28 protein-coding genes are annotated in these 24886 nt (G+C 37.7%); 16 read left to right on the forward strand and 12 right to left on the reverse strand.

Annotated elements, in window-relative coordinates:
- Positions 1 to 58: 58 nt before the first annotated feature.
- Positions 59 to 967, forward strand: coding sequence for an L-serine ammonia-lyase, iron-sulfur-dependent, subunit alpha (gene sdaAA, locus B9A52_RS08480; protein WP_084119896.1), 909 nt, complete (start codon positions 59 to 61; stop codon positions 965 to 967).
- Here the strand turns inward: sdaAA and B9A52_RS08485 are convergent.
- From B9A52_RS08485 to B9A52_RS08500, 4 genes are all read right to left on the reverse strand, one after another.
- The gene (locus B9A52_RS08485; RefSeq protein ID WP_172805190.1) at positions 956 to 1414 is read right to left on the reverse strand and encodes a hypothetical protein; all 459 of its coding nucleotides are present in this window, start codon (positions 1412 to 1414) and stop codon (positions 956 to 958) included. The two genes, sdaAA and B9A52_RS08485, sit on opposite strands and share 12 nt — an antisense overlap.
- Positions 1411 to 2334 (reverse strand): calcium/sodium antiporter, encoded by a 924-nt coding sequence (locus B9A52_RS08490; protein ID WP_084119897.1) that lies wholly within the window; start codon positions 2332 to 2334, stop codon positions 1411 to 1413. Before B9A52_RS08490 ends, B9A52_RS08485 begins: the two co-directional genes overlap by 4 nt.
- Before the next feature lie 7 nt (positions 2335 to 2341).
- Entirely contained in the window at positions 2342 to 2992 is a 651-nt protein-coding gene (gene upp, locus B9A52_RS08495) for a uracil phosphoribosyltransferase (protein WP_084119898.1), read from the reverse strand.
- A 126-nt stretch (positions 2993 to 3118) separates the two neighbouring features.
- Positions 3119 to 4390, reverse strand: a complete 1272-nt coding sequence (locus B9A52_RS08500) for an OmpA family protein (RefSeq protein ID WP_084119899.1) — start codon at positions 4388 to 4390, stop codon at positions 3119 to 3121.
- Between the two features lie 176 nt (positions 4391 to 4566).
- On the opposite strand from B9A52_RS08500, the gene B9A52_RS08505 reads away from it, so the two are divergent.
- The 9 genes from B9A52_RS08505 (at position 4567) to B9A52_RS08545 (ending at position 12738) form a co-directional block, all read left to right on the forward strand.
- Positions 4567 to 5475, forward strand: a complete 909-nt coding sequence (locus B9A52_RS08505; RefSeq protein ID WP_084119900.1) for an aminopeptidase — start codon at positions 4567 to 4569, stop codon at positions 5473 to 5475.
- 85 nt (positions 5476 to 5560) lie between these two features.
- Positions 5561 to 6088, forward strand: a complete 528-nt coding sequence (gene hpt / locus B9A52_RS08510) for a hypoxanthine phosphoribosyltransferase (RefSeq protein ID WP_084123442.1) — start codon at positions 5561 to 5563, stop codon at positions 6086 to 6088.
- A gap of 31 nt (positions 6089 to 6119) precedes the next feature.
- Positions 6120 to 6692 (forward strand): adenylate kinase, encoded by a 573-nt coding sequence (locus B9A52_RS08515; RefSeq protein WP_084119901.1) that lies wholly within the window; start codon positions 6120 to 6122, stop codon positions 6690 to 6692.
- Positions 6693 to 6778: 86 nt separating this feature from the next.
- The gene (gene obgE / locus B9A52_RS08520) at positions 6779 to 7774 is read left to right on the forward strand and encodes a GTPase ObgE (RefSeq protein WP_084119902.1); all 996 of its coding nucleotides are present in this window, start codon (positions 6779 to 6781) and stop codon (positions 7772 to 7774) included.
- A gap of 74 nt (positions 7775 to 7848) precedes the next feature.
- Positions 7849 to 8424 (forward strand): nucleotide exchange factor GrpE, encoded by a 576-nt coding sequence (locus B9A52_RS08525; protein WP_084119903.1) that lies wholly within the window; start codon positions 7849 to 7851, stop codon positions 8422 to 8424.
- Between the two features lie 8 nt (positions 8425 to 8432).
- The gene (dnaJ, locus tag B9A52_RS08530) at positions 8433 to 9539 is read left to right on the forward strand and encodes a molecular chaperone DnaJ (protein WP_084119904.1); all 1107 of its coding nucleotides are present in this window, start codon (positions 8433 to 8435) and stop codon (positions 9537 to 9539) included.
- A 78-nt stretch (positions 9540 to 9617) separates the two neighbouring features.
- A complete protein-coding gene (locus tag B9A52_RS08535; protein WP_084119905.1) occupies positions 9618 to 10505 on the forward strand; it encodes a hypothetical protein in 888 nt (295 codons plus the stop codon).
- 33 nt (positions 10506 to 10538) lie between these two features.
- Entirely contained in the window at positions 10539 to 11438 is a 900-nt protein-coding gene (locus tag B9A52_RS08540; RefSeq protein ID WP_084119906.1) for an ABC transporter ATP-binding protein, read from the forward strand.
- On the forward strand, positions 11431 to 12738 hold the full coding sequence (locus B9A52_RS08545) for an ABC transporter permease (RefSeq protein WP_084119907.1): 1308 nt from the start codon (positions 11431 to 11433) through the stop codon (positions 12736 to 12738). Before B9A52_RS08540 ends, B9A52_RS08545 begins: the two co-directional genes overlap by 8 nt.
- A 53-nt stretch (positions 12739 to 12791) precedes the next feature.
- Here the strand turns inward: B9A52_RS08545 and B9A52_RS08550 are convergent, their stop codons facing one another.
- From B9A52_RS08550 to B9A52_RS08560, 3 genes are all read right to left on the reverse strand, one after another.
- Complete coding sequence (locus B9A52_RS08550; protein ID WP_084119908.1) at positions 12792 to 13232, reverse strand: UPF0158 family protein; 441 nt, start codon at positions 13230 to 13232, stop codon at positions 12792 to 12794.
- An 86-nt stretch (positions 13233 to 13318) separates the two neighbouring features.
- Positions 13319 to 13960 carry an alpha/beta hydrolase gene (locus B9A52_RS08555; RefSeq protein ID WP_084119909.1) on the reverse strand — a complete coding sequence of 214 codons (642 nt, stop codon included), beginning with the start codon at positions 13958 to 13960 and terminating at the stop codon, positions 13319 to 13321.
- On the reverse strand, positions 13960 to 14442 hold the full coding sequence (locus B9A52_RS08560) for a cytidine deaminase (protein ID WP_084119910.1): 483 nt from the start codon (positions 14440 to 14442) through the stop codon (positions 13960 to 13962). The genes B9A52_RS08555 and B9A52_RS08560 overlap by 1 nt, the downstream gene beginning before the upstream one ends.
- 132 nt (positions 14443 to 14574) lie before the next feature.
- Here B9A52_RS08560 and B9A52_RS08565 point away from each other — a divergent pair, with 132 nt between their 5' ends.
- A complete protein-coding gene (locus B9A52_RS08565) occupies positions 14575 to 15906 on the forward strand; it encodes a saccharopine dehydrogenase family protein (RefSeq protein WP_084119911.1) in 1332 nt (443 codons plus the stop codon).
- Between the two features lie 144 nt (positions 15907 to 16050).
- Here the strand turns inward: B9A52_RS08565 and B9A52_RS08570 are convergent, their stop codons facing one another.
- From B9A52_RS08570 to aroQ, 5 genes are all read right to left on the reverse strand, one after another.
- Positions 16051 to 16764, reverse strand: a complete 714-nt coding sequence (locus tag B9A52_RS08570) for a tRNA1(Val) (adenine(37)-N6)-methyltransferase (protein WP_084119912.1) — start codon at positions 16762 to 16764, stop codon at positions 16051 to 16053.
- A 31-nt stretch (positions 16765 to 16795) separates the two neighbouring features.
- Positions 16796 to 17245 (reverse strand): ribonuclease HI, encoded by a 450-nt coding sequence (rnhA, locus tag B9A52_RS08575; RefSeq protein ID WP_084119913.1) that lies wholly within the window; start codon positions 17243 to 17245, stop codon positions 16796 to 16798.
- A gap of 80 nt (positions 17246 to 17325) precedes the next feature.
- The gene (locus tag B9A52_RS08580) at positions 17326 to 17910 is read right to left on the reverse strand and encodes a MarC family protein (protein WP_084119914.1); all 585 of its coding nucleotides are present in this window, start codon (positions 17908 to 17910) and stop codon (positions 17326 to 17328) included.
- Between the two features lie 71 nt (positions 17911 to 17981).
- Complete coding sequence (locus B9A52_RS08585) at positions 17982 to 19037, reverse strand: aminotransferase class V-fold PLP-dependent enzyme (RefSeq protein ID WP_084119915.1); 1056 nt, start codon at positions 19035 to 19037, stop codon at positions 17982 to 17984.
- A 113-nt stretch (positions 19038 to 19150) separates the two neighbouring features.
- Positions 19151 to 19570, reverse strand: coding sequence for a type II 3-dehydroquinate dehydratase (gene aroQ, locus B9A52_RS08590; RefSeq protein WP_084119916.1), 420 nt, complete (start codon positions 19568 to 19570; stop codon positions 19151 to 19153).
- A 121-nt stretch (positions 19571 to 19691) separates the two neighbouring features.
- On the opposite strand from aroQ, the gene B9A52_RS08595 reads away from it, so the two are divergent.
- The 5 genes from B9A52_RS08595 (at position 19692) to B9A52_RS08615 (ending at position 24875) form a co-directional block, all read left to right on the forward strand.
- Positions 19692 to 19898, forward strand: coding sequence for an addiction module protein (locus tag B9A52_RS08595; protein WP_084119917.1), 207 nt, complete (start codon positions 19692 to 19694; stop codon positions 19896 to 19898).
- Positions 19898 to 20191 (forward strand): type II toxin-antitoxin system RelE/ParE family toxin, encoded by a 294-nt coding sequence (locus B9A52_RS08600; RefSeq protein ID WP_084119918.1) that lies wholly within the window; start codon positions 19898 to 19900, stop codon positions 20189 to 20191. The genes B9A52_RS08595 and B9A52_RS08600 overlap by 1 nt, the downstream gene beginning before the upstream one ends.
- Before the next feature lie 7 nt (positions 20192 to 20198).
- A complete protein-coding gene (xerD, locus tag B9A52_RS08605; RefSeq protein ID WP_084119919.1) occupies positions 20199 to 21104 on the forward strand; it encodes a site-specific tyrosine recombinase XerD in 906 nt (301 codons plus the stop codon).
- A gap of 106 nt (positions 21105 to 21210) precedes the next feature.
- Complete coding sequence (locus B9A52_RS08610) at positions 21211 to 22254, forward strand: quinone-dependent dihydroorotate dehydrogenase (RefSeq protein WP_084119920.1); 1044 nt, start codon at positions 21211 to 21213, stop codon at positions 22252 to 22254.
- 137 nt (positions 22255 to 22391) lie between these two features.
- Complete coding sequence (locus tag B9A52_RS08615; RefSeq protein WP_084119921.1) at positions 22392 to 24875, forward strand: DNA translocase FtsK; 2484 nt, start codon at positions 22392 to 22394, stop codon at positions 24873 to 24875.
- Positions 24876 to 24886 lie beyond the last annotated feature (11 nt).

The following is a 24886-nucleotide window of genomic DNA, read 5'->3' on the forward strand; positions in this document are numbered from 1 at the left end:
TTTTTTTTTATGCTTTACTTTGGCCAATTTTGTTGATGGACAAAGGTAAAATCGATATATGAGTTTTCTGTTTGGTAGTTTTTCGGGTTGGAAGGTTTATTGTGAGAACCATGGAATGAATCTTCATGAATCTGTCCTCAACTATGAAATTTCTCAAAAAGATATTTCAGAACAAGAGATTTGGGATGGTCTTTCAAAAGCTTACGCTGTAATGAAAGAAGCTGTGGATACGGGTTTAAAGTCTGATATGACTTCAAGGTCGGGAATGATCAATAACGGTGCGAAAAAAGTATATAATCATCCGCTTACGGTATTATCAGTGGAGTTTCAGAGGTTAATTTCTAGGGCTTTGGCTGCAAAAGAGGTCAATTCCTGTATGGGGAGGGTTGTTGCTGCACCAACAGCGGGTGCTTCAGGGATTTTACCAGGTGTTTTATATACACTTCAGGAAATTCATTCATTGGAGGATAGAAGAATTTTTGAGGGATTGCTTGTCGGTGCTGGGATAGCGTTGATCATCGAACAAAAAGCAAGTCTTGCTGGAGCAGTCGGGGGATGTCAGGCAGAAACCGGTTCGGCTGCTGCGATGGCCGCAGGCGCAATAGTTTATTGTCTGGGAGGAAACATAGATCAGGTCTTCAATTCCGTTGCTATAACCATTCAGTGTATGTTAGGATTAGTCTGTGACCCGGTAGCAGGTTTGGTGGAAATTCCCTGTGTAGTCAGAAATGCAAGTGCTGTTGCTATAGCGAACAGTTCTGCTCAAATTGCTTTGGCAGGGGTAAGTGGGGTTATTCCAGTTGATGAATGCATAGAGGCAATGGGAGAGATCAGTTCGAGTATGGAAAGCAGGTATAAAGAGACTGCCATGGGAGGTTTAGCTGCCACCCTGACAGGTCAAGAAATTGCCAAGAGAGTTCTGATTCAGGATATTGAGATATTGCCAGATGAAAATTTATCTGAGTAAAAAGTCAAAAAACGGGATATTCAACAGCCAATGAATGGAATAGCCCATAATTAATGCCCAGAAAAGTGCACTGCCCAACATGTAAACAAAAATTTTTCTCTTTTTGACATTAAATGTTGTCAGTACTATTGTTCCGCCAATTGGGGTAAGAATTATGGGAGTTAAAGCTGCTATTCCCAAAGTGCCAAACTTTTTCCAAATCTTTACAATTCGCCTTGTCCTTGGGGTGAATTTTTTACGCTTTTGAGTAATTCTTAAATCCCAAAGTGATTTGAACCAATCCCCCAAATACGTAATGGCAATGACAGATGTCATCATTCCACTCACAGTTACCGTTACAATTTCCAAAAGACTAAATCCTGCCGCAGCACCTAATACCGGGCCGGCAATGAATTTGAAAAGACATGCAAAAAATATGGTCAGAAATTTCAAGATATAAGTTATCATATTACAGTATATAGATATCCACAATATAATATCAGCAAGAGTAATCCTTCCATCCTGGATATTCTCCAATTGGTACGAAATATGGGAAATAACAATAAAGTAAGGCCAATCATCCAAATGAAATCCTGATTCAAAAATGTTTCAGAAACATTTATTGGTCTTATTAAAGCCGTCAAACCAATAATTGAAAAAATATTCTGAATATTACTACCCAGTATATTGCCGATAGCTATATCGGTTTTTTTCTTCAATGCAGCAATCAATGAAGTTATCAATTCGGGTAAACTTGTTCCTATAGCAATAATTGTAACTCCAATGATCCTCTCACTAATCCCCATTTCCTTGGAAATATTGACGGCACTATCCACCAGCATATCTGATCCAAAATACAAGCCTAGGACTCCTATTAAAAACAATAATATGCTCTTAAAAAATGAAATGGATGGAACATTTTCAAATTCGTCTAATTGAGCTTCATTTTGGGATATTTTTTTGAAAAAATAAAGATTGATCAAAATGAATAATACAAAGAGTATAAATCCTTCCCATCTCGAAATGATTCCGTTAGTAGCCATCAGGTAAAAAATCAAGGAACTTACTAATGTCGCCAGATAATCTAGTTTTAATACCGAACGATGAATCACAATTGGGAAAATCACTGCGCTGATTCCTAAAACCATTGAAATATTGGAAATATTTGAACCGATTACATTTCCAATAGCAATATCACTGCTGCCTTTTATTGCTGCATTAATACTGACCAATAATTCCGGTGCCGAAGTTCCAAATGCCACTACTGTTAGACCGATAAGTCCAGGGCTAAGTCCAAATCTGGCAGCCAATCCAGAGGCTCCGTCTACTAAGTATTTTCCACCAGCTAAAAGAATTACAAGTCCAATACCAAGAAATAAATAGTCCATTTATCTTTTATAATTTTACGCCAAATGAGAGGTCGCCCGCATCACCTAGACCTGGTATTATATATGATTTGTCATTTAATTTTTCGTCTAGAGAACAAATCCAGATTTCTACTGACTGTTTGGTGTTTTTTTGCAGAAAATCTATTCCTTCAGGGGCGGCAATTACACTTGCAATATGGATTTTTGAAGGATTTCCGTTTTTATACAGATTTTCAATGGTTTTGATAAATGATTTCCCTGTCGCCAACATGGGATCAATTAAAATGACTTCTCTACCTTCAATTGAAGGAGCTGCCTGATATAAGTAATCAATTTCAATGTTTTTGGAATCGTCGGTTTCGCCCTTCCTATATGCACCGATAAATCCACTATCCGTATCATCAAAAAAATTAAGGAATCCCTGGTAAAAAGGGATTGCTGCTCTCAGGACAGAAATTAAAACAGGTTGGTACTTTATCAATTCGACTGATGAATTCCCAAGAGGGGTTTTTATCGATTTTTGATAAAAAGGGAGGCTTTTTGAAATTTCATAAGCCATGATTTCCCCAAGCCTTTCTAGATTTTTCCTAAACCTAAACCTATCCTTTTGAATTTCACTGTCCCTCAATTGATATAAGAAATGGTTTGCAATGCTGTTTTTTTTGTCAAGTATAAACATGCCTTTGATTGATGTATTGAATGGATATCAAATATCGATATTTTACTAATATAAATATTCCCAAAAGTAAATACATAAAAAAAGCCCATTCCTTTGGAACGGGCTTTCATATTACTTTAATTTTAATTATTTCACTTCAAAACTTGCTCTTCTTGCTAATTGTCTAGCGTCAGCAGATTGCTTATCCACACTGGTATCTTCACCATATCCTTTGTAAGTCAACCTAGAAGCATCTATACCTGCAGAAATCAACAGATCATAAACTGATTTTGCTCTTCTTTCAGAAAGCTTCATGTTGTAATCTTCAGGACCCAACTCATCAGCAAAACCTTTAACTTCTAGTTTTACTCCTGGATTTCTATTCAAGAAATTTGAGATATAGGTAGTGGCAGAAGCAGAGTAACCTAATGGCTTAGCGCTGTCAAATGCGAAGAATACATTTACATAACCTTCATTGATGGCTTTCTTGAAGTAGTCAACTTCTTTAGCTTCTTGTTCAACAGGGCAGCCGTTGTTAGATGCTGGACCTGGAGCGAAAGGACATTTGTCCAAATGATCAGGAATGCCATCTCCGTCAGAATCTATAGTTCTTCCTGAAGAATCTACTCTTGCACCGGCAGGTGTATTTGGCTCTTTATCCAAATAGTCAGGAATACCATCTCCGTCAGAATCCTTCAACATATCCTTAATTTCGCCGATTTGTTGAGCAAGTTCTGCTTTGGTAGCGTATTTATCAGCTTCAACATACCAGTCAGCATGGGTAGCAGCTTTGCCTAAATAAAAATTCAAGCCTAAAGTACCAGTCCACCAAGTACCGTTGGCACCATAGAATCCATTTTCTACAGCAGGCACGATGTTGGTATTTCCATCAAAAGTAACAGTTTGTCTACCGTTCAATATTGTACTAATATCAGCAGTCAAAGCGATTCTTTCACTTAATTTCACTTGGCCTGTTAAACCTGCAATAATGTTGTAAACATTATCATCCAAAGGATTTGCATCAGGTCTTACCTGACCGATACCTCCACCTAGATGGCCAAGTAGGTTAAATGTTCTTGTGAAAGACTCCCATTTCATTATTCTACCTAAATTAGCTACACCCTGAAGGTTCAATCTGTAGTAAGTTGTAGAAAATTCTGGTTGTCCACTAGCTTCGCTAAAGGATCCAAGTCCATAATCCAATTTTGCTCCAAATTTATCGTTGAACATATATCTTACCCCAAAGTCAATATGACCAAGATTTAAAGTGGGTGAGAAATAGCCTGCTGATAAAGGTGCCATCGGTTTGTTGAAACCTCCGTTAAGCTCTAATGACCACTTATTGAAGTCGTCACTCTGTGCATTGACTGTGAAAGCCATGCAACCTGCCATTATTGTAGATAGTAGTATTTTTTTCATAACAAAAAATTTTTTCTGTTAGGTTTTTGAGTGTTTAATTGATTCAATTTCTTTTATACAGTCTTTAAACTATTCACAAATGTATATTAATATTTTAAAACTTTAAACTTTATCAAAAATCTTTTCGATTTTTAATGTTTCTCAATATAAGCCAAATATTGTTTAAATAAACATTTATGGAACTAATTAACAGTTTGCTTAACATTCAAAGCGTATCAGGAAATGAATCACAAATGACGGAATTCCTTATACACATAGTTACTAAACGGCAAAGTAGATGGAAGGTTCAGCCGGAGATATATTATGGTGAACAATTTCATGATTGTTTACTTTTGAAATTTGGTCAGCCCCAAACTGCCGTTTTTTCTCACATTGATACAATTGGATTTACCGTAAGGTATGAAAACCACCTTGTTCCCATAGGAGGACCCGAAATTGAACATGGGATGAAATTGGTAGGAAAAGATCGACTAGGGCCTATTTCATGTTCTGTTAAAGAACAAGACGGTGTTTTATTACATGATTTTCCAAGAGCAATAGATCGAGGTACACTTTTATCATTTGAGCAAGAGATTATTACAGATGATGAATTTATTCAAGCTGCTTATTTGGATAATAGACTTGGAATATATAATTGTCTGCGCTTGTGCGAAGATTTGCAGGATGGATGGGTTGTATTTTCAACTTATGAAGAACATGGTGGAGGAAGTATGCCTTTTTTGTTGAAGTTTATTCAGGAAACAGCACCTATAAAACATGCACTTATCTCTGATATTACTTGGATCACAGATGGAATACATCATCATGAGGGAGTAGTAATTTCAATGCGTGATAAATTAATTCCCAGGAAAAGCTTTTTGAATCGGATTGTTTCTCTGGCAGAAAAAAGTAAGATTCCTTTTCAATTGGAAGTTGAAGGCCAAGGGAGCAGTGATGGTAGAGAAATTCAGTTTTCTCCCTATGCAATTGATTGGTGTTTTATTGGCGCTGCTGAAGATAACGTTCATACTCCCTATGAAAAAGTTTCATTAAAAGATTTAGAAAGTATGGTTTTAATGTATAAGTATTTATTAAGATATCTATAAGGATTAGCAATTAAATTCATTGGGCCAAAACTTTTTTTTTTATATTTGTATCGCCCTTGATCCAAGGGCATTTTTATTTGAATCTATGACATTGATCAAAAACAAGGAATTTGTACCTTACATAAGTGCCTACGCCTTGAAAAAAAGAATTGAGGAATTAGGTACGGAGATTTCAAAAGATTTTGCAGATGAACCTGCGGTTTTGATCGGGGTCCTCAATGGTGCATTTATGTTTTTAGCAGATCTGACCAAAAAAGTTACCGTACCTATAGAGGTCAGTTTCATTAAAGTTTCTTCCTATAAGGGTTTAGAATCAAGCGGTTCTGTGATGAATTTAATGGGTCTGGATGTTGACCTGGAAGGAAGATCTGTGATTATAGTTGAAGATATTATCGATACGGGTTTAAGTATGAAATATCTTTTAGAGTTAATTGAAAAACAAAAACCAAAAAGAATAGCCGTGGCTTCACTCCTTGTAAAACCGGACGCAATCATCCATAAAATAAAAATCGACTATATTGGTTTTGAAATCCCAAACAAATTTGTTGTTGGGTATGGTATGGACTATGATGGATTTGGAAGAAATTTACCGGCGCTGTATCAATTGAAATGATTGTCTATTATATATAAAATAAACATTGGATATGCTTAACATCGTACTATTTGGCCCTCCGGGTGCTGGTAAAGGAACCCAAAGTGAAAAAATCATTTCAAATTTCCATCTAACCCACCTTTCTACGGGGGATTTGTTCAGGAAACATCTTGGAGAAGGAACAGACCTGGGCAAACTTGCCAAAAAATATATGGATGAAGGCAGATTGGTACCTGATGAAGTGGTGATAGGGATGGTTGAAGATAAAATCACCCAAACCAAAGATACCAATGGATTTATATTTGACGGTTTTCCCCGGACAGTAGCTCAAGCAGAGGCCTTGGATAAAATGATGTTAAAAAATAATATCAGCATTTCAGGTATGATTGCTTTAGATGTGGCAGAAAACATTTTGAAAGAAAGGATTCGGGAAAGAGGAAAAACATCAGGTAGAGCCGATGATCAGGATGAAGCTAAAATTGAAACCCGCATCAAGGTCTATTTGGATGAAACTTTACCTGTAGCAGAATACTATGAAAAACAGGGTAAGTTCACTAAGATAAATGGAGTAGGTACCGTTGATGGGATATTTGAAAACATTAAGAAGGTGATAGATCAGTACTAAAACTGATTATTTTATACCTTTGCAAATAAATTCTTTCGGCTAAGCGTTTTTGCTTAGCCGTTTTTATTAAAAATAATTTAAATAGGGTGGCAGATTCCAATTTTATTGATTACGTCAAATTTTGCTCACGGTCGGGGGCAGGGGGGGCAGGTTCAGTTCATTTCCGAAGAGAAAAACACGTACCTAAAGGTGGCCCAGATGGCGGAGATGGCGGTCGTGGTGGACACGTCATCCTGAGAGGAAATTCACAGCTTTGGACCTTACTGCATTTAAAATACAAAAAACATGTCATCGCAGAAGACGGAAAAGGAGGAGAAGGGGGACGCCGTAAAGGCCGTGATGGAAATGACGTTATTCTTGAAGTTCCCTTAGGCACCGTAGCTAAGGATGCTGAAACAATGGAGGTAAGATTCGAAATAACAGACGAAGGACAAGAAGTAGTACTTACATCAGGTGGAAGAGGAGGTTTGGGTAATGACCACTTTAAAACAGCAACTAACCAAGCACCGCATTTTGCGCAACCAGGGGAAGAAGGAATTGAGGAATGGATTATTCTTGAGCTTAAATTGCTCGCTGATGTTGGGTTAGTTGGGTTTCCCAATGCAGGAAAATCCACTTTGTTGTCCAGTATTTCTGCCGCAAAACCTGAAATAGGTGATTATCCATTTACTACTTTGGTCCCCAATCTGGGAGTCGTCCCTTATAGGGATGAAAAATCTTTTGTAATGGCAGATATTCCCGGGATCATTGAAGGAGCTTCAGAAGGTAGGGGTTTGGGACTAAGGTTTTTAAGACATATTGAGAGAAACTCCATCCTGCTATTCATGATCCCTGCCGATGCAGATAGTATTTCTGTCCAGTATAAAATCCTTTTGGAAGAATTGGAAAAATTCAATCCCGAGCTTTTGGACAAAAAGAGAATACTCGCCATCACTAAATCGGATATGCTGGATGAAGGATTAATGGAAGAGATGAAACCTGATATACCCAAAGACCTTCCATTTATTTTTATTTCCTCTGTATCCCAGTATAATCTGGAAAAACTAAAGGATTTGTTATGGCAGGCTTTACATACTGATTAAATGTCAGTTTGTCAGTTTTTAAGCTGTGGCAAAAATATTGATAACAAAAAAAAAGATTAAAATTAATACAAAAAATGGCCGATAAAGAGATACTCAACAAGGAGCATGAAACTTCTGATGAGCAGGAATCCAATCATGAAGAAATGTTGACGGATGAAAAAGTGACTTCTGAATCAATTTCTGATAATGCTGAATTGTCTCAGGAAGAAAAGTTGCGGAGAGAAGTTTCAGAACTAAAGGATAAATATTTAAGATTATATTCTGAATTCGAAAACTACAGAAGGAGAACTTCAAAAGAAAGGTTGGATCTCATAAAAACAGCTTCTGAGGACTTGATGAAGGATATTATTCCGGTTGTGGATGATTTTGAGAGAGCTTTCAAAGCCAGTGAACAAGAAGAGAATGCCACAAAAGTGCGTGATGGTAATCAATTGGTATTTCATAAGTTGGTTAAAATCCTTGAGAGTAAGGGATTGAAACCAATGGAAGACCTTGTTGGAAAACCATTTGATGCTGAAACCCAAGAAGCGATTACGCAGATACCTGCTCCTACAAATGAGTTGAAAGGTAAAGTAATTGATGTTGTGGAAAATGGATATACTCTTGGTGAAAAAGTCATCAGGTATGCCAAAGTTGTCACAGGAGCTTAAAATATATTATGGCAAAGAGAGATTATTATGAAGTCTTAGGCGTGAGCAAAAGCTCCAGCCCTGAAGAAATAAAAAAGGCTTATCGAAAATTAGCTATACAATTTCATCCTGATAAAAATCCTGATAATCCTGAAGCGGAGGAGAAATTCAAAGAAGCGGCTGAAGCCTATGAGGTACTCAGTAATCAGGAAAAACGTCAGCGTTATGACCAATTTGGACATCAGGGGCTTGGCGGAAATGGAGGTTATAGCGGTGGAGGAATGAACATGGAAGATATTTTTTCCCAGTTCGGAGATATTTTCGGAGGAGGAGGATTTGAATCATTCTTTGGAGGGGGAAGAGGTGGTCGAAGGACAAAAAAAGGAACCAACCTTCGTGTAAAGCTAAAACTCAACCTCAAAGAGATTGCCAACGGAGTTGAAAAGAAAATAAAAGTAAAACGTCAGATTATAGCTGATGGTGTTACTTTCAAAACCTGCCCTTCCTGTCAGGGTGCAGGACAGATTAAAAAAGTAGTCAATACCATGTTGGGGCAAATGGTTTCGGCCAGCACTTGTCCTACATGCGGTGGGAATGGTCAGATCGTGGATAAAAGACCAGCTGAAGCTGATTTAAGAGGTTTGATTCTAAAAGAAGAAGTGATTTCAATCAATATACCTGCCGGAGTTGCTGACGGGATGCAACTTAGCATGTCAGGTAAAGGAAATGAAACAGCCGGTGGGATTGCAGGAGATCTTTTGATAGTGATAGAAGAAATTGAAGATGAAATTTTACAGAGAGATGGCAACAATGTTGTCTTTGATTTGTATGTGAGTTTTATAGATGTGGCGTTGGGTTCACAGATAGAAGTGCCCACCATCGACGGAAAAGTCAAAATTAAACTAGATCCGGGAACCCAAAGTGGAAAAATTCTTAGACTGAAAGGCAAGGGTATCAGAGATATCAATGGTTACAACAGAGGCGATCAGCTAATTCATGTCAATGTTTGGACACCAAAGCAATTGAGCAAAGAGGAAAGACAAATCTTGGAAGATCTGAGAGATTCTGAGAATTTCAAGCCTGATCCGGGCAAATCCGAGAAAAGCTTTTTTGACAAAATGAAAGAATTCTTCTAAAAATCTTGGAGCCAGAGAAAAATCTGGCTTTTTTTATACCCTTAATAACCTTTTACTACGATTGCCGTAATCTACCCTATGCTGAACAGATTTAGCTTGATAATTGGACTTGTTTTGGGAATTATATTCCAGCTTACGGCCCAAATCACCAAGGAATTTAGAGTTGAAGAGAAGCACGGTTATAACCTGGTATATTTGGACTTCAATGTTTATAAAGGGGTTACCCAAATTAACCGGAAATTAGGTGACGAGCCTGTTTTTATACAATCTCACCTATCCAAAGTCAATATACTCCCCTCTTTCAATCACGAAATAAGGGATCAGATTCTTTATACCAATTTGGTCCATAGAAATGTTGAATCCGAAAATCTTGGGAAAAGTCTTTCCTATAAACTCTTTTCAAGTTCAAACGATGATTTTGACCATAAATGGTCTGTGGGTTTGAATTCCAACTTTCTTTATGATTTGCACTTTTATTTTGGTATTGGGACAGCTGACATTGATCTTGCGTATTTGCCGGTATCCAATTGTATAATCAATTCCACAAGTGCTGATGTGAAATTGAATTACAGTAAAAATTCTGCCAATTCGGTGAAAATGGATACCATTATGGTAACCATAAATATGGGCAATCTGGAAGCCTCAAATCTTAATTTCACCAATGCCAAGGAAATGATTTTTGAAGCCAACTATGGTACATTAAATCTTTCTTTTTCAGATAAAATGCCTGAGGCATGTAATATTCAGGCTATGGTTGGAGCAGGGAAAGTCAATCTCATTTTGCCGGATGACAGTCAACCTTATATTGTCAAAATCAAATCTACACCCATGTGCCGTACCTATATCCCAAAACATTTAAAGGATATTGGCAATAAAACCTATGTCAGTAGAACATATAAAGAGAATAGTGCAAATCTCATGACATTTGACATAGATGTATCAGTGGGTTCTGTAACTTTGAAATGAGTATTTGTTATTTTTACCCAAAATTTAAATTATTTGGCGATCCTCGAAATCCGACATCTCTCTAAATCATACGGCTCCAATAGTGCCCTTACTGATATTTCTATTGATATTCCAGATGGAGGAATATTTGGACTTTTGGGCCCAAATGGAGCAGGAAAGACAACGCTAATCCGGATTATCAACCAAATCATTGAGTCAGATGCGGGTGAAATTATTTTCAAGGGTGAGAAATTACAGCCCAAGCATATTTCCCGAATAGGATATCTTCCCGAAGAAAGGGGACTATACAAGAAAATGAAGGTTTGGGATCAATTGGTTTACTTCGCAAGACTTAAAGATATGCCTTCGAATCTTGCAAAAGAAAGGGTAAGTTATTGGTTGAAAAAAATGGATATCATTTCATGGAAGGACAAAAGAATAGATGACCTTTCCAAAGGAATGGCTCAAAAAGTGCAATTTATATCCACCATTATTCATGAACCGGAGTTACTTATTTTAGATGAACCATTTTCAGGTTTTGACCCTATCAATGCTGAAATCATCAAAGATGAAATTCTGGAATTGAAGACAAAAGGAATTACGCTTGTGCTTTCCACACATAGAATGGAGTCAGTGGAGCTTTTATGTGATCAAATTGCTATGATTCATAAATCCCATAAAATCCTGGAAGGAAGACTATCAGACATAAAGCAGCAATTCAGGCCAAATAGATACGCCGTTAGCCTCAAATGTAATGAAACCCCACTCCCTGAAGAATTCAAAGCTTCTATTCATAATGATGTTTCAAATTTTGAGTTGCCTTTAGGCATTGATTCGCCAAATCAGTTGCTTCAGAAATTAATGACCTATGGCGAAGTACTCGGTTTTAAGGAAATCTTGCCGAGTATGGAAGAAATTTTCATCCAACAAGTCAAAGCATATTCAAATGGGTAAAGTTTGGTTGGTAATTCAGCGAGAATATCTTTCCCGCGTACAAAAAAAATCCTTTTTGTTAGCAACTGTGCTGACCCCCTTGATCTTTCCGGCGATAATGGGGATTTTTCTTTGGATTTCAGTGGGTGACACTTCCAGTTCTGCTTTGAGAATTATCGAAGTCGTGGATGAAAACAATCTTTTTTTTATTGAGAGTTCTGAACAGTATGCTTTCTCTTTTTCCAATCTAAATATAGATGAAGCAAAACAAATGGTACAGGATGGGGAAAGATTCGGCTTTCTTTATATTCCCAAGATTGACCTTACTAAACCTTCAGGAATAGTTTATTATGCTGAAAAAAATCCAAGCATGAGTCTTATCTTGTTTTTGGAATCCAACCTGAAACGGCGAATTGAAGAACAAAGGCTTTTTGAATCAGGGATTGATCCTGAGGTAATCAATGCATACAGAACCAAAGTGTCTATTCAGTCCATTACTTTAGACATCAGCGGTGAAGAAAAAATATCTGATGCAACTGTCAACTATGCAATAGGGTTTTTGGCAGGCATCTTGATTTATATTTTCATTTTTGTCTATGGAAATCAAATAATGCAAGGTGTAATTGAAGAAAAATCCAGTCGTATTATTGAAATTTTGATTTCATCCATCAAACCTTTTCAACTGATGTTGGGAAAGATTATCGGAATAGGAGCGGTGGGATTAACTCAGTTTTTGATATGGATTATTCTTATTGGAAGTGTATCTTCAATTGTGATGGGTTATTTTGGCATGCAGATGCCACAACAACAAATTATTGACCTTGCCAATCCTGAAATGGGTCAAATGATGAATGGAGATGATGATATAGGCCGTATCATTCAGACTATTCAAGGAATCGACTTTTTCCAACTTACATTGACGTTTGTTTTTTATTTTCTAGGAGGTTATCTGCTTTATGGAGCTTTTTTCGCAGCTGTTGGAGCAGCTATCGATGCACCTTCGGAAGCTCAGCAATTTATGCTTCCCATCACGATTCCGTTGCTAATTGGTTATTTAGGACTTTTTGTGTTTGTATTGAATGACCCAAACAGTAATGTCTCATTTTGGCTGTCCATTATACCTTTGACTTCACCAATTGCCATGATGGGTCGGGTTAGTTTTGGAGTACCTTTTTCCGATTTACTGCTTTCAATGTCTTTATTGATAGGAGGGTTTTTTTTCAGTACCTGGGTAGCTGGGAAAATATATCGGATTGGGATATTAATTCATGGTACCAAAGTGAATTATAAAACAATCTGGAAATGGATCAAGTCAACTTGATTTTAGTCTGACCAAAATTAAAATTCCTAGAAACCGGGTATTATTTTGTCCCATTACTCTTCTGAGTAATTGAAAATATCTACTTGCTCTTTAACCCAGTCTTTGTATTGCTGAATCCGGTATTCATTCCACTTATCTTTATATTTTCCGGAACTGTCAATCAAAAATTTAAAACCGGTTGCTGCCTTTGGCTTACTCAAAGCATTGAAAAGCTCATCTTGGAAATTTCGTTCCTTTACACTTCTTTCCGCAAAATTTTCCATCATCTGATGGTCCTGACTGGTTTCCATCTTTGTGAATTCGGCAAAATTATCAGGGTTATCTTCTATTTCGTCCAAAATATCTTCCTCCTCGGGAGTAAGGTCATAATTGAAATAGTCCTCATTATCAGGTAAATGATAGATTTTTTTGTTGTCTAATTGGTAAAAACAAATCATCCCTTTAAGCAGTAATGCTGCTATATTCTCAACTTCTTTTTCAGATAGGGTAAGCATTTTAGAAATCAGATAAATTTTTTTAGAAAATTAGTTAACTCTAAGGTTAATTCAAACATATATATAAATGAAATGCCAAAGAATATTTATTGGTCAAAAATCTTTTTGAGTAAAGGTAGGTCTAATTCATGTCCTCCCTCGAATTGAAGCTTCTTGACCTCGCACGAAAGCCTGGATATCAATTCATCTTGTTTTGAAATAGATTCCGGTGTAATCAAATCGTCAGAATCACCTGTTACAAACAGCACTTCTGAATCCTTAAGTTTTTCTCCTATCTCTTCAAAATCAAGGTCATGGGCAAAACCACCGGCCCAAAGAACCAATGATTTGACAGGGACATTTAATTGACTGACCCATCTTGTAGCCGTGGCGGCCCCTTGGGAAAATCCCAGAATCTTGATTGTAGGTTTGATCGTGTATTTAATGAGTAATGCATTCAAAAGTGAATTGAGATAATTATGATTATTCTCAATGGCAGATTCTCTCTCATGGTGGGTCATCCAATTGGCGCCGACTTTTCCAGAAAAACCTTTTGCATAGGCATAATTTGTAGCTTCCGGGACTACTATCAACCTATCTTCCTTATATAGCGGCTCAAATTTTTTGATAAAAAATTCAGCTAATTGACCATAGCCATGCAAGGCTATAATTATTTCTTTTTCATCCCGGTTTATAACATGAGATGTGCTGTAATGTGCGATATGCTGATACCTAATAGATGATTTCATCAACCCTTTAAATTATTGAACCTGAATGGCAAAAGCTGTTCTATACCTGATGCTTTCAGAATTTCGCCGTTTGGATTCAGCATAGAAATTTCTATTGGACTATTGAATTTGACTTCATATTCGTTGATTGTTTGCCTGCAAAGTCCACAAGGAGTAACAGTTGCGAATTCTGATTCTCCTTTTCTTTTTGCTACGATTACAATTTTGACAGGTCTTATGTCAGGATGGTTTGCCATTGCATAACTCAAAACGGCCCTTTCTGCACATATTCCAACTGGAAAAGAAACATTCTCCTGGTTATTTGCTGCGAATATAGCTCCGTTTTCCAGTAATAATGCTGCCCCCACCAAAAATCCGGAATATGGAGCGTGCGCACTTTCTAAAATATTGGTTGCTTTGGCAATCAGAATCTTATCCTGTTCGGACCAATTTTTTTGTTGCACTACTTCAAGGCTTACCGTCAACTCTATTTTTCTGTTCATTCATTACTGATAAAAAGGAATTGAATTAACAAAAAAAAAACGGCAATTGTTCTTTTTCCTAAATATATCAAGTTTGATTTTTTGCCCTCCTTGTTTTTTCTCAATTTCGGGCATACAAATTTTAATGGACATATGCATACAATTTTAATCCTAGGTGCAGGAAAATCCTCTGTTTTTCTAATTGATCATTTTTTGAGATCAGCAAAAGAAAAAAACAGGAAAGTTATTATTGCAGATATCTCAGAAGAAATTGCTCGAGAAAAAATAAAAAACCATCCTGATGGGCAGGCAGTAAGAATCAACCTTGATGATGAAGTTGATAGAAGATCACTTATTGGTAATTCCGATGTGGTTATTTCCATGCTTCCGGCTTTTTTACACCCTATCATTGCCAAGGACTGCCTGGATTTGGGAAGAAATTTTTTTTCTGCATCCTATGAATCGGAAGACCTCAGAAAGATGAAAAATGACATTGAATCTAAAGGTCTATTTTTTCTGAATGAATGTGGGCTTGATCCGGGTATTGATCATATGTCGTCCATACAGGTGATAAATCGGGAGAAGGCATTGGGTAATAAAATCATTTCTTTTAAATCCTTTACAGGAGGGGTACTCTCACCCGAAAGTGAGGACAATCCTTGGAAATATAAATTCACCTGGAATCCAAGGAATGTAGTATTGGCAGGAAAAGGGGTATCGATGTTTATCAGGAATGGGAAATATAAATACATACCTTATCACATGCTATTCAGAAGATTAGAGACCATCAGCTTTGACCAAGTGGGTGATTTTGATGGCTATGCTAACAGGGATTCTTTAAGTTACCGTAAAATATACGGATTAGAAGATATACCTACCCTGTTAAGGGGAACTTTAAGGAGGTCAGGGTTTTGTCAAAGTTGGGATGTGTTTGTACAGCTTGGACTTACTGATGACTCTTTTGAGATGGATCTGCCGGATGGTTTTACCCAAAGGATGTTATTCAATTCATTTTTGCCTTTTCACGAATATAAAACGGTAGAAGAAAAACTCATTGAACTTCTTCCTTGGGTAGATGATTCTGTTTTAGATAAAATAAAATGGCTTGGCCTATTATCGGATGTGCCCTTGGCAAAAACAAAAGGAAGCCCTGCAGCAATTCTTCAGTCGATTTTGGAGGAGAAATGGAAACTTAATCCTCAGGATAAAGATATGATAGTAATGCAGCATCAATTTGAGGTAGAGACTCCAATGGGTTTGAAAAAAATCATTTCCAGTTTGGTTTGTAAGGGAGAGAATCAAGAATATACAGCAATGGCCAAAACTGTAGGTCTGCCCTTGGCTATTGCAGTGGATTTGTTTTTGGAGGGAAATATCAAACTAAAAGGATTACATATTCCAGTATTACCTGAAATTTATGATCCGATTTTGTCTGCTTTGGAAAAAGAGGGGATCATTTTTGAAGAAAAAATTTCAGTAGGTTAAATGGTAGGGTTTAGGATCAAAGACACATTTCACCCTTTAAATGGTTTGCCGCATTATTTAGATTAAGTATCAGATAATTGCTCATGAATTTTAAATTTTGTGGAAGGAACAAATAATAAATTCTTTTTTGAGATATTATTGAAACTAAAAAATGATAAGGAACTCTTTTAACAGGTCGGAATATACTTTTGAGTACTTGTTGTCTTCATCTTTAATACTCAAACCGGAAATTTTTAAATCCTTTTTCAAGAAGGAAAACCCTTGAATTAACCTGATAATGTTTTTAGCCGGCTTGTCTTGAATTTTTAGTTTTTCAAAAGCAAACAACCTTAATACCTCAGCGATTTTGTTGGTTTCTTCCATCTGATAGGGAGGGAGAATCAGCCAGGAAGTGGCTTCTTGATCCATCATACTTTTTATTCCTGCCATCAATTCCTCAAAAGGCAAAGTGTCGTTATGCATAGCTAAATTTCTTTGGTAATCCTCGGTTTTCAAGTGATTTGGGAAATACGGGGGATTGCTGACAATCAGGTCAAACTTATCCTGATGGTGTTTACTGAATTCCTGAAAACTTTGATTCAAAATCCTGATTCGGTTATTCCAAGGGCTATTTCGGATATTTTCACTTGCCTGCTTGGAAGCATCTTTATCAATTTCAATCCCCGTGATCATCGCTTCCGGGAACCTCTGTGCAAGCATCAATGAAATTACCCCAGTGCCTGCCCCGATATCCAAAATTTTTTTTGGATTTCCCTGACCTGCATATGCTCCCAATATTACCCCATCTGTGCTGATTTTCATGGCACATTTGTCCTGTTGCACAGCAAATTGTTTGAACTGGAAGGAGGAGTTTTTCATTGAGAAAAAGATTTTATTTCCTGATCACTGATTAACCATTCTCATAGCCCTCATCTGCCGGTAAATTGGGCATTTCCGCTGCGGCTACTGCCAATTGATCACAGCGTTCATTTTCAATATGTCCGGCATGGCCTTTTACCCATACGAACTTCGGTTTGTACCTGACATGCAATGGAATATATATTTTCCAGAGATCTATGTTCTTTTTGTCCTTGAATCCTTTTTTCTGCCAACTCCAAAGCCATCCCTTTTCGATGGCATCCACTACATATTTACTGTCTGAGTAAATGGTCACAGGAATATCTCTTACTTTCAATTCCTGAAGTGCACGGATAACAGCCAAGAGTTCCATTCGGTTATTGGTTGTAAGCCTGTAGCCTCCTGATAGTTCTTTTCGATGTTGATTATATTTCAAAACAACCCCATACCCTCCCGGGCCGGGATTACCTTTGGCGGCACCGTCTGTAAAGATTGTAATCATGCTGCAAAGAAAAGTAGATTTATCTCTCAAAACCTATAAAAACCGGGCAGATTTCAAAAACAACTTGGTTGGCTTTTCTATTAGATCATTTCGCCGGTAAACAATGCGCCCTTGAAAATCTTGATAGCAATGGATAATAAAATGATGCCGAAAATCCTTCTCAGCACATCCAAACCTGTTTTTCCCAATTTCCTTTCCAACCAATTTGTACTTTTCAATACCGCATAAACTATTGCCAGGTTGATCACGATTCCTACTGCAATATTGGCCTGAGTATATTCTGCTTTGAGTGTCAAAATCGTGGTCAAAGTCCCTGCACCTGCTATCAAAGGGAAAGCAATAGGTACTATTGATGCACTCGTAGTGGAAGCCTCAGGGTCAGGTTTGAAAAGTTCAATACCCAATATCATTTCCGCCCCCAAAGCAAAAATTATCAATGCACCCGCAATGGCAAAATCCTCTACCCCTATTCCAAATAATCCCAAGATAGATTTACCTACTAACAAGAACAGAATCATCAAAACACCGGCAGCAATAGTAGCCTTGCCAGATTGAATATGCCCCACTTTTTTTCTAAGATTGATGACAATAGGTATAGAACCCAGAATGTCAATCACTGAAAAAAGGATCAATGTGACCGAAAATATTTCTTTGAAATTGAGCATGGTGTTTTTGTACTGTGAAAACAGAATCGTGAAATTGAAATTAAGCGTTGATTACCGCCTTATTGTCAAGCCTAGTATTTTTTGAGAAAGCTGATCAGATTTTGAAATTCCGAATCGGAGATGGCCGGGAAATTAGCTATTCTGAAACTGCTGGCTTTCAAAGGGCCATAGCCACCGCCCATTTGCATCCCTTCTTTTTCAGCCGATTTTTTGATTTCGGAGATCATTTCTTCCTTTCCGGTAATGGCCAAAACTGTACTGCTTCTCGCTTCAGGGTTTTGGATAAGCATTCTTAGCTTTCCTGTATTGGCAATGGTGTCTTCCAGAATTCTCATCCTTTCCCTGGTTTTTTGGTCTATATGCTGGATTTCAGGAATGTCCTGCAAAACCCTATATAAAAGATAAATCCCAAAAACATTGGGGGTATAATGCGTTTGATAGATTTCTGCATTTTCAAGCATAAAGTTCAGACTGTTATACCTTCCTTTTTCACCCTTATCTTTTGCTTTTGCAATAGCTTTAGGAGAAATTATCAAGATTCCCAATCCTGCGGGCAGTCCAAAACATTTCTGTACTGAAGCATACCAAATATCCGCCAATCGAAAATCCAACTCAATTCCGCCCATAGAAGAAGTTGTATCTACAGCGATCATCTTTTCGGGATACTTGTTTGCTACTGCTGCTATGGTCTCATTTGAAACCTTAGTAGCGTTGGAAGTCTCATTTTGGGTAATGGCAATCAGATCAAATTCTTCTCCAATCTCCAATTCTTCCACACTCAGTGTTTGATCAGCCTCTAATTTATGGGGATGGCATTTAGGCTCAATATATTTGGCATAATCAAACCATTTTTTTCCGAATGAACCGGAAAAGATATGATAGCCTGCTGACTGCACGATGGATTGGGAAATGATCTCCCAATTTTCCGTCGCAGAGGAAGTGAAAAGTAATCTGTAATCCTGAGGCACATGAAGCTTTTCACGCATCAATGTTTCTGTTTCCTGATAGAGGTTCATGAAAACAGCAGAACGGTGATTAGCGCTCAGTATACCTTTTTCGTAAGCATCCTGCATGTATTGGGGTAAGCTGTCATAGACCTTGGAAGGTCCCGGTGCAAATGAGATCATGATTTCTAAATTTGATGGACTATAAGTTTGAAAAGTCTTGATGTTTTAGACGTTCAATGCTTTGTAAATTGATATTTATAGATATTTAGATATTGGGATATTATTTTCTGAAGCTACTGTTTTAGAAAAAACCTGATGCCCAGTTCATACCCTTTAAGACCAAGACCAGATATCATGCCAACACATTCTTTTGTGATGATGCTTTTGTGACGGAACTCCTCTCTCTTGTAAATATTGGAAATGTGCACCTCCAATACTGGAGTGGTCACTCCTGCAATAGCATCAGAAATAGCCACAGATGTATGTGTATATCCTCCGGCATTGATGAGTATGGCATCAAAGTCAAATCCAACTTCATGGATTTTGTCGATGATTTCTCCTTCAATATTGCTTTGAAAATAATGTAAATCGAGATCATGAAACTTAGTTCTCAGGGTTTCAAAATAATCTTCAAAGGAAGTGCTGCCGTATATCTCAGGTTCTCTTTTTCCCAAGAGATTGAGATTTGGGCCGTTGAGGATGAGGATTTTCAATGTGATTGCAGGTTAGTGGTTTTGAAAGGCTAAAGTTAATGAAGGTTTTCTTTTTAATATGGTAAATTCCCATGGGAAAAAGTAAATTATTATATTTATCACAAAATGTATTTATAAAATTATGAAAGTAGTGTTGGAAATAGATGACGATAAGTTGGGGGATTTTTTTTCCTTAATTCAATCAATAGAATACGCAAATATCAAAGAACCTTCCGAAATTCCATCTTGGCAAAAATCTGAGATTTTAAAGCGGATTTCAGAATTGGAAAGTGGAAAGATCAAGAAGAGATCTTGGGATTCGGCAAAAGTTGAAATTTTCAAAAAATAATGGATTTCATAGTTACTATAACTGAGCCAGCTGAGGAAGATTTAAGGGAGGTGTTTTTATGGTATGAGAGTAAAAGAGTTGGTTTGGGAGAACGTTTTAAAGATATTTTTGAAAACACTATATATAGTTTAAAAAGCAACCCATTTAAATTTCAAATCAGATATTCAAATATTAGAATTCGATTTTTGAAAAAGTTCCCTTTTGGAATTCACTATACTATTGTGGAGAATGAAATAATTATCCATGGAGTTTTCCATACCTCACAAGATCCATCAAGTTGGAAAAGGGAATAATTGGAACATGAAAAATTTCTGGACCCCATTTCTCCGCCAATTCCAACATCACCTGAAAATCGAAAGGTCATTGAGCAAAAATTCCATGCTTGCCTATCAGCAGGACATGGAAAAACTCAGCCGATACATGGAGAATAATTTCCCCGATGTACAACCTACGCAGGTTAAATTGGAGCATCTGAGGTATTTTGTCAATGGACTTGCGGAACTTGAAATCTCCGAATATACCCAAGCCCGTATCATTTCTGGAATCAAAGCTTTTTTTCGTTTTTTGATGTACGAGGACAGGATTTCCGAAGATCCTGCACAACTATTGGAAGCCCCTAAACTGGGAAGAAAGTTACCGGACACTTTAAGTTTCCATGAAATCAATCAAATTTTGGAAAGCATTCCCTTAGGCGAAGCTCATGGGCATCGCAATAGGGCTATGTTGGAAGTGTTGTACAGTTCAGGTTTGAGGGTTACAGAATTGACAGATTTAAAAATCGGAAATGTCTATGCAGATGTTGGGTTTTTAAGGGTCATAGGAAAAGGCAATAAAGAAAGACTTGTACCTATAGGTAAAGATGCCTTAAAATATTTGAAATTATATACAGAAGAAGTCCGTAATCACATGACCCCGGCCAAAGGCCATGAACAATTTGTTTTCCTGAATCAAAGGGGCAAAAAACTCACACGGGTAATGGTTTTCCTGATTATCAAAAAGCAAGTGGAATTGATCGGCTTGAAAAAAAATGTGAGTCCCCATACTTTCCGACACAGTTTTGCCACGCATATGATTGAGGGTGGAGCTGATTTGAGGGCTGTACAGGAAATGCTGGGACATGAAAGCATTACCACCACTGAAATTTATACCCATCTTGATAGGGATTACCTTAGACAGGTGCTAAATGAGTTTCATCCGCGGGGATAATCCCTCTTGGATTTTTCAGGTAGATAAAGAATAATATCTATTTTGAAATTGGTATTATTTCTAATCCATTTGGTTTAATTTAGCACTTTGAAAAAAAGATAACAAAGTGTACAAATCCATCATCAAACCTTTACTTTTTAGAAAAAATCCGGAAGATGCGCATCATTTTACATTTGACCTGATCAAAAAAAGTTTTAACCTCCCACTTGTTAAGAATCTTATTGAGGGAATTTACGACTACCAAAACCCCGTTTTGGAAAGAGAAGTATTTGGGTTGAAATTCAAGAATCCTGTCGGTTTGGCCGCAGGTTTTGACAAAGATGCCAAATTGATAGATGAGATGGCCATGCTGGGTTTTGGGTTTATAGAGATCGGAACTTTGACCCCCAAACCTCAGGAAGGAAATCCCAAACCACGCCTATTCCGTCTACCAAAAGATCAGGCACTTATTAATCGGATGGGTTTCAATAATGGGGGAGTGGCAGAAGCAGTTGAAAGATTGAAAAACCGAAATTCAGATGTTTTGATTGGTGGGAATATTGGAAAAAATAAATTGACCCCAAATGAAAATGCAGTTGATGATTACCTCTTTTGCTTTGAATATTTGTTTGATTATGTAGATTATTTTGTGGTCAATGTCAGTTCTCCCAATACCCCGAACCTCCGGGATTTACAGGAAAAAGAACCCCTCAAAAAATTATTGTCCGAAGTTCAAAAAGCCAATCGCAAAAAAGGTAACCCCAAACCGATTCTGTTGAAAATAGCACCTGACCTCACTGTAGGTCAATTGGATGATATTGTGGAAATAGTCCTGGAAACAAAAATTGACGGAGTGATAGCCACCAATACTACCATTGATAGAAGTTTGTTGTCCACGGATGTCCATCAAGTTGATGCAATAGGTGCAGGAGGAGTAAGTGGAAAAGTTTTGGCAAAAAGAAGTACTGAGGTAATCCGGTTTTTGGCAAAACAATCCAATAATGCTTTCCCGATTATAGGAGTGGGGGGAATATTTTCAGCAAAGGATGCTATTGATAAGTTGGAAGCAGGAGCATCTTTGGTTCAGGTATATTCTGGAATGATTTATGAAGGACCTGGATTGATAAAAAGAATCAACAAAGGTCTGGCCAAATATTTGAGTAAAAATTAAGTTAAAGTTTAAAGGATTTTGAATCTAGCAGTTACAGTTTAAGGAAAAGGCTTTTCATCAAATTGTTAAACCGATTGTATGGAAATCTGTATATTTCCACAATCTTCCAATAATCTGGGAAAGACAGGAAAATCAATATGGCTTCGGAAACCCCAAGAACAAATACCTTTAGAAAAAAGAGTGAACCCAAATCAAAGTCCAAAGCAGCAAAGCCAGGCCGCTTTTCTTTGGATTTTGTAAAGGATAAAAGAATACCCCTAACAGTGGGGATAATATTTATTTTGGTGGGATTTTTTTTATTGTTTGCCTTTTTCAGTTATCTCTTTTCCGGTAAAGCTGATCAAAGTCTGGTAGCTTCTGATCTTGATCAAGGATTAAGGAGTACGGCTGAAGAAACAAGAAATTGGTTGGGTCTTTTCGGTGCCAAAATGTCTGATCTTTTCATTAGAAGATGGTTTGGAGTTGCAGCATTTTTGCTTCCGCCGTATTTATTTTTTTTAGGATTCAAACTCGTTTTCAAAAAGTCATTGATTTCTTTGTCGAGATACAGCGCTTTTGCGCTCTTTTTTGTTTTTTGGCTTGGATTGGTGACTGGTTATTTGGTGCAGCTTGCAGATGGATTTAATACAATTGGTTATTTGAGTGGAGGTTTTGGATATGAATTGGGGCTGTTATCCAATCAATTTTTGGGATGGGGTACAATTTTGTTGATTGTTGGATCTCTCTTGATATTTCTGATCTTCTTTTTCAACATCAGTCAATTCAATTGGTCTCTAAGAAGTTCTGGGAATGAATCCGAACAAGAGGAAAAAACAACTTCATCCTATGATTCCGTTATTCCTAGTTTGGAAGAGGAACTTGAGGAGGAAAGGGATGAGTTGGGGCTTGAAGACGACTTGGATGATGAAATTGAGGAAGATGTAAGCAGCTGGACCATCAAGTCAGAAAAAGAAGACAATATTAAAATAGGTTCTTCACCTGTTTTCAATATTGAGGGAGAAGACCTTCTTGAAGATGAAAATGATCTGGAAATCGAATCCCGTATAGAGGAAAAAAAGTTTTCGGTCAGCAAATCAGAGGGCGAAGAAAAGACAGCTGAAGAAGTTGAAAATCTTGATCCTTATGATCCGACCCTGGATTTGCCACATTATAAGTATCCCACGCTTGATCTGCTGAATGATTATGACTTCCAGAAAGTCACGGTTTCAAGACAGGAATTGGAAGAGAATAAAAACAAGATTGTTGAGACTCTGGTCAACTTCAAGATCGGCATTCAGGAGATAAAGGCTACGATTGGACCAACGGTCACGCTTTACGAAATTGTGCCTGATCCTGGTGTCAAAATTTCCAAGATCAAAAATCTCGAAGATGATATCGCATTGAGTTTGGCCGCATTGGGAATCCGAATCATTGCACCGATTCCAGGTAAAGGAACCATAGGGATAGAAGTCCCCAACAAAAACAGGGAACTGGTACCTGCAAGATCTGTGATTGGTACAGAGAAGTTTATGCGGAGTGACAAAGATCTTCCGGTGGCTTTGGGGAAAACCATTTCGAATGAAGTATTTGTCATGGATTTGGCAAAAATGCCTCACCTGCTGATGGCAGGAGCGACGGGTCAGGGAAAATCTGTGGGATTGAATATGATTCTGGCTTCCTTGGTTTATAAGAAACATCCTTCCCAACTCAAGTTTGTCTTGGTGGATCCCAAAAAAGTGGAACTGACCCTATTCAACAAAATAGAGAGACACTTTTTGGCAAAATTGCCTGGAGCTGAAGAAGCAATAATCACTGATACAAAAAAGGTGATTTATACATTGAATTCACTTTGTATCGAAATGGATAAGCGATACGATCTGCTTAAAGATGCTGGATGTAGGAATCTCAAAGAGTATAACGCCAAATTTGTTGCCCGAAAACTGAATCCTGAAAAGGGTCATAGATTTATGCCTTACATCGTACTGGTCATAGATGAGTTGGCTGATTTGATGATGACAGCTGGCAAAGAAATCGAAGCGCCCATTGCCAGGCTGGCGCAATTGGCCAGAGCGATCGGTATACATTTGGTGGTAGCTACACAGAGGCCCTCTGTCAATGTTATTACGGGAATTATCAAAGCGAATTTTCCTGCAAGATTGTCTTTCCGTGTGACTTCAAAAATTGACAGCCGTACCATTTTGGATGCCGGAGGCGCAGATCAGCTCATTGGAATGGGTGATATGTTACTTTCCCATGGTTCAGAAATGACCCGATTACAGTGCGCATTTTTGGATACTCCTGAGGTGGATGCGATTTGTGACTGGATAGGGGAGCAAAAAGGATATACAGATGCTTATCTATTACCTGAATTTGAAGGGGAGGAAGGCGATGGAAACCTGTCCGATATAGATCTTTCTGACAGAGACCCGCTTTTCGACGAAGCAGCCAAATTGATTGTACTGCATCAGCAAGGCAGTACTTCTCTGATCCAAAGGAAATTGAAGCTGGGATATAACCGTGCCGGAAGAATTGTTGACCAATTGGAGGCAGCGGGGATAGTAGGTCCTTTTGAGGGAAGTAAGGCGAGGGAAGTCTTGATTCAGGACGAAGCCAGTTTGGAACGGTTATTGAACAATCTTTAGTCCCGTTGAAT

The organism is Aquiflexum balticum DSM 16537, from assembly GCF_900176595.1.
Lineage (GTDB): Bacteria > Bacteroidota > Bacteroidia > Cytophagales > Cyclobacteriaceae > Aquiflexum > Aquiflexum balticum.

What these genes read in the sequence shown, in the direction of transcription:
- sdaAA (WP_084119896.1), top strand. Translation starts at nt 59, where the DNA reads ATGAGTTTTCTGTTTGGTAGTTTTTCGGGTTGGAAGGTTTATTGTGAG.
- B9A52_RS08485 (WP_172805190.1), bottom strand. Translation starts at nt 1,414, where the DNA reads ATGATAACTTATATCTTGAAATTTCTGACCATATTTTTTGCATGTCTT.
- B9A52_RS08490 (WP_084119897.1), bottom strand. Translation starts at nt 2,334, where the DNA reads ATGGACTATTTATTTCTTGGTATTGGACTTGTAATTCTTTTAGCTGGT.
- upp (WP_084119898.1), bottom strand. Translation starts at nt 2,992, where the DNA reads ATGTTTATACTTGACAAAAAAAACAGCATTGCAAACCATTTCTTATAT.
- B9A52_RS08500 (WP_084119899.1), bottom strand. Translation starts at nt 4,390, where the DNA reads ATGAAAAAAATACTACTATCTACAATAATGGCAGGTTGCATGGCTTTC.
- B9A52_RS08505 (WP_084119900.1), top strand. Translation starts at nt 4,567, where the DNA reads ATGGAACTAATTAACAGTTTGCTTAACATTCAAAGCGTATCAGGAAAT.
- hpt (WP_084123442.1), top strand. Translation starts at nt 5,561, where the DNA reads ATGACATTGATCAAAAACAAGGAATTTGTACCTTACATAAGTGCCTAC.
- B9A52_RS08515 (WP_084119901.1), top strand. Translation starts at nt 6,120, where the DNA reads ATGCTTAACATCGTACTATTTGGCCCTCCGGGTGCTGGTAAAGGAACC.
- B9A52_RS08525 (WP_084119903.1), top strand. Translation starts at nt 7,849, where the DNA reads ATGGCCGATAAAGAGATACTCAACAAGGAGCATGAAACTTCTGATGAG.
- dnaJ (WP_084119904.1), top strand. Translation starts at nt 8,433, where the DNA reads ATGGCAAAGAGAGATTATTATGAAGTCTTAGGCGTGAGCAAAAGCTCC.
- B9A52_RS08535 (WP_084119905.1), top strand. Translation starts at nt 9,618, where the DNA reads ATGCTGAACAGATTTAGCTTGATAATTGGACTTGTTTTGGGAATTATA.
- B9A52_RS08545 (WP_084119907.1), top strand. Translation starts at nt 11,431, where the DNA reads ATGGGTAAAGTTTGGTTGGTAATTCAGCGAGAATATCTTTCCCGCGTA.
- B9A52_RS08550 (WP_084119908.1), bottom strand. Translation starts at nt 13,232, where the DNA reads ATGCTTACCCTATCTGAAAAAGAAGTTGAGAATATAGCAGCATTACTG.
- B9A52_RS08555 (WP_084119909.1), bottom strand. Translation starts at nt 13,960, where the DNA reads ATGAAATCATCTATTAGGTATCAGCATATCGCACATTACAGCACATCT.
- B9A52_RS08560 (WP_084119910.1), bottom strand. Translation starts at nt 14,442, where the DNA reads ATGAACAGAAAAATAGAGTTGACGGTAAGCCTTGAAGTAGTGCAACAA.
- B9A52_RS08565 (WP_084119911.1), top strand. Translation starts at nt 14,575, where the DNA reads ATGCATACAATTTTAATCCTAGGTGCAGGAAAATCCTCTGTTTTTCTA.
- B9A52_RS08570 (WP_084119912.1), bottom strand. Translation starts at nt 16,764, where the DNA reads ATGAAAAACTCCTCCTTCCAGTTCAAACAATTTGCTGTGCAACAGGAC.
- rnhA (WP_084119913.1), bottom strand. Translation starts at nt 17,245, where the DNA reads ATGATTACAATCTTTACAGACGGTGCCGCCAAAGGTAATCCCGGCCCG.
- B9A52_RS08580 (WP_084119914.1), bottom strand. Translation starts at nt 17,910, where the DNA reads ATGCTCAATTTCAAAGAAATATTTTCGGTCACATTGATCCTTTTTTCA.
- B9A52_RS08585 (WP_084119915.1), bottom strand. Translation starts at nt 19,037, where the DNA reads ATGATCTCATTTGCACCGGGACCTTCCAAGGTCTATGACAGCTTACCC.
- B9A52_RS08595 (WP_084119917.1), top strand. Translation starts at nt 19,692, where the DNA reads ATGAAAGTAGTGTTGGAAATAGATGACGATAAGTTGGGGGATTTTTTT.
- B9A52_RS08600 (WP_084119918.1), top strand. Translation starts at nt 19,898, where the DNA reads ATGGATTTCATAGTTACTATAACTGAGCCAGCTGAGGAAGATTTAAGG.
- xerD (WP_084119919.1), top strand. Translation starts at nt 20,199, where the DNA reads ATGAAAAATTTCTGGACCCCATTTCTCCGCCAATTCCAACATCACCTG.
- B9A52_RS08615 (WP_084119921.1), top strand. Translation starts at nt 22,392, where the DNA reads ATGGCTTCGGAAACCCCAAGAACAAATACCTTTAGAAAAAAGAGTGAA.